Genomic DNA, 15,137 nt, shown 5'->3' on the forward strand with positions numbered 1-15,137 from the left:
TTTTATCATCTCACTACTTGCTAGAGAGATAACACCGACTCTTTTCCTATTTCACCCAAAAACTGTACGAGGGATTTCGCTACAATTAGACCTTAAAAGTGCAACTTATCTGTTTTCCGTTTAATATCGTCAATCCCTCGACAAGAATCTATGTAATAAATGAAACAAAGAAGAGAAAGAGAAATTCCTTTATTTCATATGAAGATCAGTTTATCCATTAATGATCATTCTTATTACGAATTATATTGATCGGCAGTGTGCCTAATTGATCTTTATTTAGCAGGTCATCATGATATTGCTTTTATTGGGTGAAAAAACTTCTAATTGGGTGTACAATAACAGCAGATGCAATTTCCGCAAGGGGAGCCATTATGGCTGAGAGTGAGCTTTTTTAGTTCAGACCCTTTGAACCTGTAAGTTAATGCTTACGCAGGGATGTGGATGGAAACAGGCGCGTAAAGCAATGTCTGGATTTCTATCCTGGACATTGTTTTTTTATATGCATTTTACGGTCACTGGATGATTGACAGTAGGATACAAAATAAAAAAGCAATGGTTTATCCCCTTCGTGCGAGCTGCATCATTTTCGCAAAAGGAGGAAGTAAAATGGAAAGATCAAAGCTTTTATTTATGTTAGAGGTTGCTATTTTTGCGGCTATTGGCGTTATATTGGATAGACTTTCATTCTCGGTATGGCCGCAGGGTGGTTCTGTAAGCTTTGCGATGGTACCTATTATTCTAATGGCATTACGATGGGGATTGAAAGGAGGTCTATTGACCGGACTGCTTGTTGGGACGATTCAAGTTGTAGTGGGTGGTGCCTATATAATTGATCCTATTCAAGGAGCACTTGATTACCCAATCGCATTTACAGTCGTAGGATTTGCTGGTTTATTTGCCGGTCCAGTTAAGACGGCATTGATGAATGGGTTAACAAAAAAAGCAATCGTTTATATCGTTCTTGCAACACTTGTTGGTACTGCTCTGCGTTATGTGTGCCATGTATTGTCTGGAGTTGTGTTCTTTAGTGCAGGATCGGCAGCTGTGCCTGCGTTAAAATATTCACTGGTTTATAATGGAACGTTTATGGGACCAGCCTTTATCCTAACGGCAATCGTGATTGCTGGTCTGCTCTCAACGGTCCCTCGTGTAGCAACGAAACAAAATATTCGAAACGCCTAATATGAACCTGTCTCCGATTGGAGGCAGGTTTTTTTATATGCAGGACTTAAGATAGGTAATTTAGGGAGTGCTCAAAAAATTAGCGCTTGAATAATCAATCTAAGCGGTAGTTGATCGTTAGTCTACTTTAAAAAATTATTCTATTTACTTTGTTAAATGTTTATAATAAGCAGTCGATATTTAATAGAGAGGGTAAGAAACCGCTTGTAAATACATACTTTGATAGCAAGAAAGGAACTACTTCATATGAAATCAGTAAAGATAATGATCGCAATACAGACACTTGTGCTGATTGCTGGAGGAATTGTACTAATATGGCTGTTTGACATAATTGGATTAGGTAATCCTAAGACACTGGTAGCATATTTAATAGGGATCCTCCTTATATTTTTGATCGTACGTTTCTTTCAAGTTAATTTCCTGGCTATTGATATTAAGCTATTAGTGGATCATTACAAGGAATATGAAAAGAATTTCGAGGAGCTCTCAAAAAGATTAGAATGGCACGATTTTACGATGGAGCTAGTAGATGGTGAAGTGATGTACAAAGCTAAAAAGACTCGATCCTTTACTTTCTTCGGAAGCAAATTAGGCTATAAATATTCGAAAACAGGCTTGGAAGAGTATTGGAGAAATAATCCTTATTCAAAGTTAAGATGATTTCCTAGACGCTTGTATAATAAGGGCTGTTTCAAAAGTCATTTAGTTTAAGTGACTTTTGAAACAGTTCATTTTATTTTTTGACTTGGTAAAACGTGTCTGTTGAATTCAACTGCAGGCGCTTGTTTTCCGCGGGGCAGGCCGTGAGCCTCCCAGGTCGCAGATGTCCCTGCTTGAGTCTCACCTGTCCTGTTCCAGCCCGCAGGAGTCTCGCGTATCGCTTCCAATCAACGCCGTGAAAATATCAACAATGGACTTGAACATAGCTTATTTTTAGGAAGTTGAATCGTATACTCCTTACGTTTTTCTTTCCTTTTCTAAAACTCTCTTTTCCTACACAAAATCTGCTTTTGCAAACAGTATGGCATATATAATTGTAAAAATCAGATAGGTAATTGCAACAATATACAAAAACTATAGCTGTTCAGGACCTTGAACAAATAATAACGATAAAACAAAAGGAATTCTTAATAAATCAATCGTAATAATTAGTTTTTTCTTCTGAAATCGATCTGCCAGCTTCCAGCCGATTGGAGCGAGAAATAAAAAAGGTACCATGGCGTATGATAGCAAATAAAAATCCAATAGCAGTCCTTTAACCGTCATCTGATAGAGCAATGTAAGAAAGGAGACCTGAATAAATCAATTTCCAATCCCGTTTACGACTCCTGCCCCAAAAAAACTGTTGATCATTTTTTTCTGCTTCCAAACAAACCAGTTTGTCATCATTTCACCTTCTGTCGTTGTCCAATAATATAGATAAACATTTAATTAGATGTTTGTGACACTAGATATTATTATTGTGAGGCGTATTAAATTTATAAATCTGAATTATGATATTATTTGTACAAATCATGTAAAAAGAGGAAAGAGTAGATGAGCAGAGCTGAGAAGAGGGTAAAATTAGAGTTAGATAGAATTGTTTTTATCGGGGGAACCTTTGAAGAACATTTGGACCTGTTTTCGCTTACAGCAGGAATACTAAAGGGGAAGAAAATACTTGATTGTCCAGCAGGAGCATGTTCGTTTACAGCAGTCGGCATTCAACACGGAATTGATGTTACAGAATGTGATATTGCCTACTACCATGACCAAGAAGACCTGAAAATGAAAGGTTATCAGGATGTAGATCATTCGATGATACATAGGGAAAAAGCAAAAGACAATTACGGTTGGAATTATTTCAAAACGATTGAGGAATTAAGAGAGAATCGCTTACGTGCAGTTAATGACTGCACGAATGATATGAAGGAATGAAATGATCGATATGTGCCAGTTACTTTACCTTCTTTACCATTTAAAGATGATGAATTCAATATTATTTTATCTGCTCATTTTTTATTTATATATGCGTATCGACTAGATTACGAGTTTCACTTGAACACAGTAAATGAAATGTTAAGAGTGTCAAAAGAGGAGATAAGAATCTTTCCCTTAACGGATTTGGAGGAAGACAATATGAACATTTAGAAAAGCTGCTTGGCTATCTCAAAAAGAAAGGTTGTACTGTTGAAGAGATACGTGTTCCATATGCGTTTCAAAGGAATGCAAATGCTATGTTGAAGATTAAAAAAAGGTAAAAATAGCGAATAAAATGATTGGAGGATCTCAATTGCAAAATCTGACCCTTTTAAAAGAGCATATCCTGCAGCTTGAGGAACGATTGCTAAAGCCTGAAATTCGTACTTCCCTGGAAGAGCTTGATAAGCTATTAGCAGAGGATTTTTGTGAATATGGAAGCTCAGGAAATGTGTGGAATAGACAGGATTATTTTGGTGAAGGAGGGGCAGGAGTGGTGAAGATGACATTAAGTCATTTTGAAATGCACACGCTTGCAGAGGATACAGTTTTTACTACGTATCGAATATATAATGAAACAAAAGATCAGCATACGCTTCGCAGCTCAATATGGAAAAACAATAATGGTCAATGGCAAATGGTTTTTCACCAGGGAACACCGACTGCATAGCTTTAATTTATGCTCGGAACAGCCCATTGTTGTTTGTTCTTTTTCGCACATCTTTTAAATCCGACTTTTCAGGTATGAGCACATTATTTTGAAATGATATCTATCCGTGCTAGGATCACAATGTGTTTACATATTTCTACAATTAGGGAGGGATTAAAGTGAAGCTGTCTACGCAAATATTCGTTGCCTTAATAACGGGTATAATCGCAGGATTTATCATCAATCTTACAATGGCAACAGATTCCGTTGCATGGCTGGATCAAAACGTTCTAACACCTGTCGGACAAGTATTTTTACGTCTTATTCAATTTGTTGTGGTACCAATTGTTTTCACTTCCTTAATCATCGGTTTAACGAGTGTGAAAAGCTCCGCACAAATGGCTCGTTATTCTGCAAAACTGGTTAGTTTGTATGTTGCTACAGCCATTGTGGCACTTTTTATTGGGATGGGAATGTCAGCAATTCTGCAGCCGGGAGAGACCGTATCACTTGCTGGAATTGGTTCCGCACCTGAAGCGACTGAAAGCCCGTCTTTAATCAATTGGCTTGTCAGTCTTGTGCCCATTAATCCATTTGAAGCGTTGAGCACGGCAAACCTGCTTCAAATCATTTTTGCGGCCTTGCTTATAGGGATTGCAAGTAATCTAGTTGGGGACCAGTCAAAGCCTTTTGTTTCATTTATTCAAAGTCTTCATTCTATTATCGAGAAAATTATTTCGATTGTTCTTCGTGCTGCGCCAATTGGTATATTTGCCCTTATTGCTTCTGTTATTGCAACTCAAGGACTTGATCTTGTGGCACAGCTTGCACTTTATGTGATCGGTCTGATCGCAGCCATTTTTGTTATGATTGGCTTTTACTATTTAGCCTTGCTTGTATTTGGAGCAAAACCGAATCACTTTTTCAGAAGTTTTTCTCCGGCATTCTTCTTAGCTTTTGGGACAGCAAGCTCAAATGCAACGCTGCCGCTATCGATGGAAAACGCGGAGAAACGATATGGGATGCCAAAAGATTTAGCCAGCTTTTCAATTCCTTTTGGAACGGCGCTAAAGCGTGATGGAGCAGCAATTTTACAAGGGTTTAATGCCCTTTTTGTTGCACAGCTTTTTGGTGTGGACATTACCTTATCGTTAATTGTTACGGTTTTTGTCAGTGCGTTGATTGTGTCATTCAGTACAGCGGGGGTGCCAGGTGCTGGAATTATTATGATGACAACCGTTTTAGGTGCTGCAGGACTGCCGCTTGAAGGAATTGCCCTTGTCGCTGGTGTTGACCGGCTGTCAGACGGATTTAGAACCGCTTTAAATGTGGTTGGAAATACATCCAATGCAGCGCTATTGCAGCGTTGGGAAAAAAGACAATAGAAAAATCCAGTGTGAGCAGTAAGCACTGGATTTTTCTATTGTCCAATTTAAGGATAAAATATAAAAGTGATGGGTATTAGATGTAACGTAGTCTGACCACTATGATATGATAAAGAGTATAGACATTTAAGCAAGGAGAGGAACGACAGAATGATTGTTAAAACAGAAGAAGAGCTCGAAGCGTTGAAAAAAATCGGGCGCATCGTTGCTGAAATCCGCGATGAGATGAAGGTACAGACGAAGCCGGGTGTGACAACAAAAGAGCTTGATGAAATAGCAGGTAAAAGATTTAAGGAATATGGAGCGATCTCCGGACCGAAGGGTGAATACGACTTCCCAGGGTTTACTTGCATCAGTGTCAACGATGAAGTAGCGCATGGAATTCCAGGCGGCAGAGTAATACAAGATGGCGACCTTGTGAATATAGACGTTTCAGGTTCACTGAACGGGTATTTTGCAGATACAGGCATTTCTTTTCCAGTAGGGAATGCTGATCCAAAGCTTTCAAAGCTATGTAAAGCAGCTGAAGAGGCATTTACAGAAGCCATTAAAAAAGCGCGTGCCGGCTCAAAGAAAAACCAGCTCGGAAAAATCGTTTCACGTGTTGCAAAACAAAATGGCTTTACAGTCATTACAAACTTAACCGGGCATGGAGTTGGGAAATCCCTTCACGAAGCGCCTGATCATATATTAAATTACTTTGATCCATGGGATAACGAGCTATTTCAAGACGGAACCGTTATTGCCTTTGAACCGTTTATTTCAAGTGGAGCAGATCATGTTATAGAACAAAATGATGGCTGGACGTATAAAACACCGGATAGCAGTCTAGTTGCTCAAATTGAGCATACAATTGTCATTACAAAAGGTGAGCCGATCATTATTACGAAATAAAAAGAGAAGAGGTGAAAAAATCGCCTCTTCTCTTTTTTACGTCATTATCCTTCGTGTGTAACAAAAGCAGGAAGCTCATCCTTAAATGTGGACCAATCCATTTGCATTTCTTCATCGGTTAATAAGCAGCTGTCCAGTGCCTGGGTGATTTCTTCTTTATCAAGTTCAATGCCGATCCAAACGAGCTCATTCATGCGGTCACCATAAATAGGATCCCATTTTTTTCTGAGATCTGCATCTTCTGCAAGTGAAGCTTCTTGTTCAGGAGCAGGCATTGCCGCTACCCATTCACCCGCTCCTTGAAAGGTGATCGAGGCACCGGCTTGAGAGAGAAGTCCGGCCATATTGTCTCTGCTTGCTAACCAGAAAAATCCTTTTGCACGGACAATTTCTGCAGGAAGATCTTCCAGCCACTGTTTAAAACGTTCTGGATGGAGGGGACGGCGTTTACGGTAAACAAAGGAGCTAATCCCGTACTCATCTGTCTCTGGTATATGCTCTTCATTCAATTCTTTTATCCAGCCGGCAGCTTGGCTGGATTGATCAAAATCAAATAGATTCGTATGAAGAATTTCATTCAGTTCAATTTTCCCAAAAGTAGAAACAATAATTTTTGCATCGGGATTCATTTTAATTAAAAATCCCTTTATTGTATTCAAGTCTTCTTTAGAAACCAAATCTGTTTTATTTAAAATAATGACATTGGCAAATTCAATTTGATCAACAAGAAGATCTGATACATCGCGCTGATCCAGTTCATCGTCTGTTTGCTGACGCTCGAACAGAGTTTCTCCGCTTTCATAATCAGTCCAAAAGCGATATGCATCTACAACCGTAACCATTGTATCTAGCCGGGTAGAGGACGTCAGATCAATACCAAGCTCCTCATCCAGATAAGTAAATGTTTGAGCAACTGGAATGGGTTCTGAAATACCGGTTGATTCGATTAATATGTAATCGATATTGCCCATCTCTACAAGTCTTTCAACTTCTTTCATTAAATCATCGCGAAGGGTGCAGCAAATACAGCCGTTTTGAAGCTCAACAAGCGTTTCCTCTGTTCGGCTGAAATGCCCGTTCTTGACAAGCTCTGCATCGATGTTAATTTCACTCATATCATTTACAATGACGGCAACACGAAGATTTTCTTTATTGGCCAGTACATGATTAAGTAATGTGGTTTTACCGGCTCCAAGATAGCCGCTTAATACTGTTACAGGAATTGACATGGTGATCCTCCTAAAAAAGAATTATTACGATTTATAGATTAAAAATATAAAACGTAATTATTACGATTTATATAATAGTATAAAACAATAAAAATGTCACGTGCCTGACCCTGCATACTTTAAGGCATGTAGGGTCAGGCACCGAGTTAGTTAAGGGCTTTTTTTCGCTGCTGAATAAAAATAGCTGCTGCCAAAATAAAAAATGAAAACGCAGAAGGAATGGAAATATAAGAGGACATAAACAGCATGATAAGCACAGGAGTGCCTCCAGGTGCATTCAATGCATCAATTTCATCTATTCTCAGCAGGAAATATACAATTACTCCTATGGAAAACAGGAGGAAGATCGTATTCGTTATCCAAACCCATTTCATTTTATTTTTCCGTCCATAAATGATGGATAAAATCATCAAAATTGGCCCGATTAATAGCGTTATGAAAAACATTGCAAAAACAAAATTTCCGCTCAAGTTATAGCTCCTTCTCCCGAGATACGGGATATTAATTGTTCTTTAATGGTACCAGAATGATGAATAAACGAAAAGGCAACGCTACTCGATGTAAAAGAAAAAGCTCCCCATTACCCGAGAGCTCACCCGTCAACACCTAGAATTTAAGTTTACGAGAACTAAAATTCAGCTTTTTCTGTTTGCGGCGAAGCATGAAAATCCCAATCATGATCACAACGGATAATACGTAAGCTGTAAACACAATAACAGATGCGTTTTCTTCATTTTTAACGCCAATGCCAATAAAAGCCCAAACGAAAACAAGAGGATACACCCAGTCATTTTTATGATAGCGAATGTGAAGGGCCAGCGCCGCTGCGAACAGCAGTAAAATTACTGTCCACAAGATGTCTGATATTCCCCAGCCACTCCAATAATAATAGGTTAGCGAGTAGCTTATGTTAGCAATCATTGCTACACTGACCCAGCCAAGATAAACAGAGAACGGCAGTCGATCAAAGAACGTCATATCTTGCCGCTGGATGGTTAGATAAAGAAGGGTCAGGGTAGCCAGCAGTCCGATCATGATGAATACAGAGCCGGCAAATACCTCATAATGCCACATGAAAATCCATATGATGTTTAATATACAGCTAATAACAAATAACGCAGAGGTTTTTCGGTACACATCACGGTCTCGCTGCCATTTTAGTGATTGACGAAGCACCCAAACGAGTAATAGAGCATAGATAATGGCCCATATTGAAAATACATAGCCTGCCGGTGTAAAGAATACATTTAAACGGTTTGATATTTCTCCTGTTGTCTGGCCATTGATCGGCAATATATTAGCAAGAATATTTAAGAGGATGACACTGATCAAGGCGATTAAATTGATGTAAAACCGTTTCATAAAAAAACCCCCTAAGTGTATCGGAATAAAATCGTTCCCATCTAGTGAAATATTCTTTTTTAGCAATAAGTCAATCAATTAAATTATTCTTTGCTAACGCCATTCGAATCTGAAAATAAGAAATATGATCTGGCAACGCTTCTTTGATTGATTTGAGCTTCGGTTCTGCCAATGTTTCTCTAACGGCAAGCACCTGTTGCTCGATTTCCGGTTCAAGCCATTTCTCAAATGGCAGTGGATTTCCTTCCTTAAAAGACTTAACTAGGTGATTCTCAATTGTTTGGACAGATAAGGCACGGCTCTTAGCAATTTCTAGAATTAATTGGCCTTCCTGCAGCAAATTATACGTAAAAAGATGACTAGGCTGGTCAGCAGGAGAAACGACCTCAGCTTCTTTTTTTACAGAATCCACTTGGATTTTAGAAGGTGCTTGCACCCCATGTTTTTTAACATGTTCTTGAATTACCTCTATAAATGCATCTCCATATTCAATAAACTTTCTTTCCCCTACCCCTTTTATCGACAGTATTCCTGATTTTTCAACAGGATAAGCGGTTGCCATTTCACGCAGCGTAGCATCTGAAAAAATCAGGTAAGGAGGGACACTATTATCTTTTGCCAGCTGACTGCGAAGGGTTCTAAGTTCTTCAAATAATGTACTATCATATTCAGCTTCAGCGGTTTGGACTTGATACGCAGATTTCACCCAAACCTGTTCTGCCCCTTTTAACACAGGGAGCGCTCGCTGACCAAGACGAATGGTTGGAAATTGTCCGCTTTCAAGCTGCAAATATCCGTCTGAAATCAAATATTGAATAAAGTCACTAATCTGTTTTTCTGTATATTTACTGAGCATCCCATATGTTGAAAGACGATCCAGCTTAAAATCAATCACCTTTTTGCTTTTGGAGCCCTTTAACACTTTCGCCGTAAGCGTAGTACCAAATCGTTCCCCCATTCGTTTCACACATGATAGAACGATTTGTACGTCTCTTGTACGATCGATTTTTTCACGATCATCCCGGCAGTTGCTGCAGTGGCCGCAGTCCTCTGTCATCTGATTATCCTCAAAGTATTCTAAAATGACTCGAGGCAGGCAATGATTGTTATGGCAGTAATTGACGATTTGCTGTAGCTTCTGGTATTCAGCCGCTTTTTTTTCTTCATTGACGATTGATTGTTCAATAAGGAATTTTTGCAGCATCACATCCTGAGGGCTGAAGAGTAAGAAACAATCACTCGGCTCGCCGTCTCTTCCGGCACGTCCAGCTTCCTGATAGTAGGATTCCATGTTCATAGGCATTTGATAGTGTAAAACAAATCGAACATTGGATTTGTCAATTCCCATGCCAAATGCATTGGTGGCAATGATGACTTTTTTTTCATCAAAAATAAACTGTCTTTGTGCCTCTTCGCGAACAGCTTCCGGCAATCCGGCATGATAGCATGTAACAGAATGCCCTTTGCTATCCAGCCATTTTGTAAGCTGGTCCGCTTCCTTTCTAGTAGCTGTGTAGATGATTCCAGTGTTTGATTTATTTTCTTGCAGGTAGCTTGAGATGAATTTTTGCTTATCTTCGCCTTTAAGTACATGAAAAGATAGATTGTCCCTTGCAAAACCAGTATTAACAATATGGTCATTTTCAATGGTTAACAGCTGGGCAATGTCCTGAATAACATTATCTGTTGCTGTTGCGGTCAGTCCCGCCAGCACTGGGAGATTAGGGAGCTTTTTTAACGTCTCTACAATGGAGCGGTAACTAGGTCTGAAATCATGTCCCCACTGTGAAATACAATGGGCTTCATCAAAGGCAATCAATGAAAGCTTGATTAAAGAGATAGTTTGAAAGAAGGAGAGAGAATCAAACCGCTCAGGGGCTACATAGACAAACTTGTAGCTGCCTTCTCGAATATCATGCAGTCGCTCTGTTGCCTCCCTTGACGTTAATGAGCTATTTATATAAGTAGCAGCAATGCCGTTTTCCAATAAGGCATCTACCTGATCGCGCATGAGTGAAATAAGCGGTGAAATGATGACAGCTGTTCCATCGAGAAGAAGACCGGGAATTTGGTAGCAAAGAGATTTTCCTCCTCCTGTCGGCATGAGGCCAAGCGCATTTTCACCGGACAATAATGATTCAATTACTCGATCCTGTCCAGGGCGAAATGAGTCGTAGCCAAAATAGGTTTGCAGCGCTTTTTCAGCTTGCTGAAGCATGGAATCATCCTTTCATAGATAATCAATTCTATAAGTCTACCATATAAGGATGTGCTGTGGATATTTGAAAGCGATGGGAAATGAATGATATAAAATGAAGCCGTTAAAAGAGAATGAGAAAGCTAATAGATATGTAAGAGAATAAGAGAAAGTATAACTGTTTCGAATGACGAAATATTGTGGTATAGTGGGTTTGTTCAAGTTGTCAGAAGATAGAGAATTTTTATTTGAATATATATAAGGAGGAGAGATAAATGGCAGTAACTACATACCCGCAGCAATGGGATTTGGACGTGTTTTTTAAAGGTGGGAGTGAATCCCCCGAGCTGCAGGAGCATTTCAAGAAATATGAGGAGCTTACAGCAGCCTTTGCAGAAAATGTAAAAGGATTCTCAACACCGGAATCCACCAATGACCTTAATCAGGTGAAAGAACTTATAAAAGAAGCAAAATCAGTTTCGAGTGGAGTTTGGCAGTCAGCAGCCTTTATCAGCTGTTTGGAAGCACAAAATACAAAAGATGTGCAGGCGAATGTTCTAAGAGGAAAGGTTACGTCTTTAGGAGCAGTGTTTGGGACGGCTTTCACAGCGTTTCAGCAAAAGCTTGCCGCGACCCATGAGGAAGTATGGGAATCACTTCTTGCTGATGATGAGCTGAAAGAATTTACTTTTGTCGTAAATGAATGGCGTGAGCGATCGAAGGAAAAATTGTCTGAGGAAGAAGAAGGATTAATTCAAGCACTGGCTGTTGATGGTTATCATGCATGGGGACAAATGTATAATACCATTATTTCAACGATGAGCATAAACGTAACAGTAGATGGTGAAGAAAAAACATTATCTGTAGGGCAAGCGAATAATCTTTCCTCCCATAAAGACCCGGCAGTGCGAGAAGAAGTGTTTCAAAGGCTGGAAGAAGCATGGAAGGAAAAAGAGCAGCTTTTTGCTGAAACGATTAATCATCTTGCCGGTTTCCGCTTGAATGTATATAAAAAGCGCGGTTGGGATGAGGTGCTGAAGGAGCCTCTTGATATTAACCGCATGAAGCAGGAAACGCTGGATGCAATGTGGGGAGCTATCACAAAGAATAAGCAGCCGTTTGCTGACTTCTTAACGCGTAAAGCTCAGTTAAATGGAAAGGAAAAGATGAGTTGGGCACATTTAGACGCTCCAGTTGGCAAGTCTTTAAAAACACTTTCTTATGACGAAGGAGCCGCTTTTATCTTAAAACATTTTGCTAAGTTTGGACCTGAGATGGCGAAATTTGCAGAGGTAGCTTTTGAGAATGGCTGGATTGAAGCAGAGGATCGTACTAATAAACGACCAGGCGGCTTCTGTACAGGCTTCCCGCTGGATGAGCAATCTCGTATCTTTATGACATACAGCGGCTCAATGTCCAATGTGGCAACACTTGCTCATGAGCTTGGTCATGCTTTCCACACGTATGCATTAAAGCCAATGGATCCATTAAACCGCAGATATGCAATGAATGTAGCTGAAACCGCTTCTACCTTTGCTGAAATGATCGTAGCTGACGCCGCTTTGAAGGAAGCGGAAAATGATGAAGAAAAGATCTCACTGCTTGAAGACAAGGTATCCCGCAGTGTAGCATTCTTTATGAATATACATGCCCGTTTCTTATTTGAAACCCGTTTTTACGAAGAGCGCAAGCAAGGAACAGTGCCGGCAAGCCGTTTAAACGAGTTAATGGCTGAAGCGCAGCGGGAAGCCTATGCAGGTGCTTTGGATGAAGTACATCCAACATTCTGGGCATCTAAACTGCACTTCCATATTACGGGTGTGCCGTTTTACAACTTCCCATATACATTCGGCTACCTCTTCTCGCTCAGCATTTACGCAAAAGCGCTTGAAGAAGGCGCCAATTACGAAGAAAAATATATGGCACTTCTTCGTGACACAGCCATTATGACAGTCGAAGACCTTGCCATGAAGCATTTAGGTGAAGATATTACACAACAAGCATTCTGGGAAAAAGGAATTGCACTCTGTGTTAAAGACGCTCAAGAATTCATGGAGCTAACAAAATAATTCCCCCCTGTTCGCTGGGCAAACGATCGCATCACAAAGATCGCATGCTCAGCGAACATTTTTATAGTGGAAAGCCTGCAGATATAGGATGATTGAGTGCTTTCGTTCGCTAAAGGGGTCTGACCCCTTTAGCGAACGAAAGCACTTTAGGCTGAAAAATAAGCAATTTACCTATCGACCTTTTGAGGTTTAGTCGGTACACTATGTGTAGAGTTGAAGCGTCGACAATGAAGATAATGGAGAGAATAATCATGATTTTATTAGAGAGTGAGAGGCTTTATTTTCGGCCGTTAACCACACAGGACGTGGATCTGGTGGTGGAGTTGATGCTTCGTAATCGTCATTTCTGGACCATTCACGAGCCGCGCCACCAGGATGCTTATTATACTCGTGAGGTTCAGTATGAAAAGCTTGCTGAAGCGGAGGAACAGCTCAGGCTCGGTAAGGAATATAGCTGGGGGATTTTTTTGAAGGAGTCAAGCAGGCTCATTGGAAGTATTTCCATTTACTCAATAAGAAGGCTGCCTTTCTCATCAGCGTTTGTTGGCTATTCGCTTGATGAATCAGTGACGGGACAGGGGTTAGGAACGGAAGCAGTCAATGCTGTATTAAGCTTTGCTTTTCGTGATTTCGGTTTACATCGAATGGAGGCACTTGTTTCACCAAAAAATATGGCTTCCATGAGAGTGCTGGAAAAGGTTGGCATGATGCAGGAAGGAAGAATGAGGAAGAATCTTTTTATTAACGGAAAATGGGAAGATCACTTCTTATATAGCATGCTTGAGGAGGACTTTTGAAAGAGCAAGGCCCCATGGGAGCGCTATATTGTAAGACCATTCCGTTCTTTTCTCCGCTGGGGATGGTAGAAAACGAAATGAATAAATTAGGCAGAGCCGGCACCATCAGGAATTTTTGATGGTGCCGGCTTTTTTTTGCTGCTTTTCATCATTGGTTGCACACTCCGCTAAGCCTCAGGTCTGATCTAAAAATAAAGCCGAGGCGCGTGTTCGGGATATTAAGAACACGATAAGATAAGACCATGATAAGAAAAAGGAGGAACAAAATAATGAAAAAGGTTGGTTTATTTATAGCAGCTGCAATTGCTGTTGCGGTATTGCTTTCAAACCTAGGCTCACTTTTAGGCCTTGTGATTAGTTTAGCTGTTCTCTATTTTGCAGCTAAGGGCTTTTTAAAAACTTCATCAGCATTTTCGAAAGTGCTATGGGGTGTTGTTGCGATCGTTGCAGCGATCACGGCAGTAGCAAATATTCCAGCCATTCTTGGGCTTCTCGCCATTTATGTTTTATATGTAGTCTATAAGAAATGGAACAGCACCAAGCGTGAGGCAGTGACAGAATCAAGAGATCCATTCGTTCATTTTGAAAAACAATGGGCCGAGCTTAGCAAAAAATCAAACTAAAAATGACTTAAGGAGAGAGACTAAATGACAAACCTTCTAACCCGTCTAAAAAATACGATTCAAGCCGATCTTCATGAAGCATTGGATTATAAAGAGGGGAAAAATCCGGTTGCTGTGCTTAACCACTATTTACGTGAATGTGAAAAGGAAGTAGAAAAAGTGGGCAAGCTTGTGGATCGACAACAGTTATTGAAAGAAGAATTTACGAAAGAACAACACGCTTCCAGGGAAATGGTTCAAAAGCGAGACCATCAGGTGCGAGTAGCAGAACAAGCAGGTGAAACCGAGCTTGCCTCCTTTGCACTTCGTGAACTTACTTATTACATCGAACGTGAAGAACGCTTATCCTTATCGATCGAGGAAGTGAAAAAGCAGCTTCTGGCGTTAGAACAAAAACATGGTGAGATGAAGCATAAGCTTAAAGATATGTACATCAAGCGATTGGAGCTAATGGGCCGAGAAAATGTTGTAAGGGCAAACCGCAGAGCAGACCATGTACTTAGTGAAAAATCAAATTCAACAAGCGGGAATCGTTTTGATGAGATGGAGTGCTACATTGATCAGCTGGAAAAAGGACTGCAGCATCGCTATAATGAACACACAATTGATCAACGAATTGCTCAGCTTGAAAAGGATTTGAATGAAAAACAGCTTCAGAACTAACAAAAATCAGAAGCGAGAGGAGCTAGTAAAACTGGTTTCTCTCGTATTCTATTAAATTCAATTGTTATCAGCGAATAGAGAAAGTTACAATAGAGGATGAAGGCATCAGCCAATAACCAGAATCGGTT

General features: G+C 40.1%; 14 protein-coding genes, 1 pseudogene and 1 riboswitch. Of the genes and pseudogenes, 10 read left to right on the forward strand and 5 right to left on the reverse strand.

Annotation, left to right across the window (positions count from 1 at the left end):
- The first annotated feature begins 349 nt into the window (after nucleotides 1-349).
- Nucleotides 350-453: riboswitch (TPP riboswitch) on the forward strand.
- A gap of 153 nt (nucleotides 454-606) precedes the next feature.
- On the forward strand, nucleotides 607-1,182 hold the full coding sequence (thiT, locus tag KP78_RS07950) for an energy-coupled thiamine transporter ThiT (protein ID WP_041087878.1): 576 nt from the start codon (nucleotides 607-609) through the stop codon (nucleotides 1,180-1,182).
- Nucleotides 1,183-1,428: 246 nt separating this feature from the next.
- On the forward strand, nucleotides 1,429-1,842 hold the full coding sequence (locus tag KP78_RS07955) for a hypothetical protein (RefSeq protein WP_041087880.1): 414 nt from the start codon (nucleotides 1,429-1,431) through the stop codon (nucleotides 1,840-1,842).
- 414 nt (nucleotides 1,843-2,256) lie between these two features.
- On the opposite strand, the gene KP78_RS20005 is transcribed toward KP78_RS07955, so the two are convergent.
- Entirely contained in the window at nucleotides 2,257-2,460 is a 204-nt protein-coding gene (locus KP78_RS20005) for a hypothetical protein (RefSeq protein ID WP_041087882.1), read from the reverse strand.
- 258 nt (nucleotides 2,461-2,718) lie between these two features.
- Between KP78_RS20005 and KP78_RS07965 the strand changes: the two are divergent.
- The 4 genes and pseudogenes from KP78_RS07965 to map all read left to right on the forward strand — a co-directional run bounded on the left by KP78_RS07965 (nucleotide 2,719) and on the right by map (nucleotide 6,069).
- Nucleotides 2,719-3,422, forward strand: a pseudogene (locus tag KP78_RS07965) (SAM-dependent methyltransferase).
- Nucleotides 3,423-3,454: 32 nt separating this feature from the next.
- Nucleotides 3,455-3,811: a nuclear transport factor 2 family protein gene (locus tag KP78_RS07970; protein ID WP_041087883.1), complete on the forward strand. Its 357-nt coding sequence runs from the start codon at nucleotides 3,455-3,457 to the stop codon at nucleotides 3,809-3,811.
- A gap of 158 nt (nucleotides 3,812-3,969) precedes the next feature.
- Complete coding sequence (locus KP78_RS07975) at nucleotides 3,970-5,175, forward strand: dicarboxylate/amino acid:cation symporter (protein WP_041087885.1); 1,206 nt, start codon at nucleotides 3,970-3,972, stop codon at nucleotides 5,173-5,175.
- A gap of 150 nt (nucleotides 5,176-5,325) precedes the next feature.
- On the forward strand, nucleotides 5,326-6,069 hold the full coding sequence (map, locus tag KP78_RS07980) for a type I methionyl aminopeptidase (RefSeq protein ID WP_041087887.1): 744 nt from the start codon (nucleotides 5,326-5,328) through the stop codon (nucleotides 6,067-6,069).
- Nucleotides 6,070-6,113: 44 nt separating this feature from the next.
- Here the strand turns inward: map and KP78_RS07985 are convergent, their stop codons facing one another.
- The 4 genes from KP78_RS07985 to recQ form a co-directional block, all read right to left on the reverse strand.
- Nucleotides 6,114-7,298, reverse strand: coding sequence for a GTP-binding protein (locus KP78_RS07985; RefSeq protein WP_041087889.1), 1,185 nt, complete (start codon nucleotides 7,296-7,298; stop codon nucleotides 6,114-6,116).
- A 146-nt stretch (nucleotides 7,299-7,444) separates the two neighbouring features.
- Nucleotides 7,445-7,768 carry a hypothetical protein gene (locus KP78_RS07990; protein ID WP_041087892.1) on the reverse strand — a complete coding sequence of 108 codons (324 nt, stop codon included), beginning with the start codon at nucleotides 7,766-7,768 and terminating at the stop codon, nucleotides 7,445-7,447.
- A gap of 136 nt (nucleotides 7,769-7,904) precedes the next feature.
- A complete protein-coding gene (locus KP78_RS07995; RefSeq protein ID WP_041087894.1) occupies nucleotides 7,905-8,660 on the reverse strand; it encodes a tryptophan-rich sensory protein in 756 nt (251 codons plus the stop codon).
- A 70-nt stretch (nucleotides 8,661-8,730) separates the two neighbouring features.
- On the reverse strand, nucleotides 8,731-10,878 hold the full coding sequence (recQ, locus tag KP78_RS08000; RefSeq protein ID WP_041087896.1) for a DNA helicase RecQ: 2,148 nt from the start codon (nucleotides 10,876-10,878) through the stop codon (nucleotides 8,731-8,733).
- Between the two features lie 254 nt (nucleotides 10,879-11,132).
- On the opposite strand from recQ, the gene KP78_RS08005 reads away from it, so the two are divergent.
- The 4 genes from KP78_RS08005 to KP78_RS08020 all read left to right on the forward strand — a co-directional run bounded on the left by KP78_RS08005 (nucleotide 11,133) and on the right by KP78_RS08020 (nucleotide 15,009).
- On the forward strand, nucleotides 11,133-12,926 hold the full coding sequence (locus tag KP78_RS08005) for a M3 family oligoendopeptidase (protein ID WP_041087897.1): 1,794 nt from the start codon (nucleotides 11,133-11,135) through the stop codon (nucleotides 12,924-12,926).
- Between the two features lie 251 nt (nucleotides 12,927-13,177).
- The gene (locus KP78_RS08010; protein ID WP_052474702.1) at nucleotides 13,178-13,723 is read left to right on the forward strand and encodes a GNAT family N-acetyltransferase; all 546 of its coding nucleotides are present in this window, start codon (nucleotides 13,178-13,180) and stop codon (nucleotides 13,721-13,723) included.
- A gap of 269 nt (nucleotides 13,724-13,992) precedes the next feature.
- Nucleotides 13,993-14,346, forward strand: coding sequence for a lmo0954 family membrane protein (locus tag KP78_RS08015; protein WP_041087898.1), 354 nt, complete (start codon nucleotides 13,993-13,995; stop codon nucleotides 14,344-14,346).
- A 24-nt stretch (nucleotides 14,347-14,370) separates the two neighbouring features.
- A complete protein-coding gene (locus KP78_RS08020; protein WP_041087899.1) occupies nucleotides 14,371-15,009 on the forward strand; it encodes a PspA/IM30 family protein in 639 nt (212 codons plus the stop codon).
- The last annotated feature ends 128 nt before the right edge of the window (nucleotides 15,010-15,137 follow it).

It is taken from the genome of Jeotgalibacillus soli (genome assembly GCF_000829435.1).
GTDB classification, from domain to species: domain Bacteria; phylum Bacillota; class Bacilli; order Bacillales; family Jeotgalibacillaceae; genus Jeotgalibacillus; species Jeotgalibacillus soli.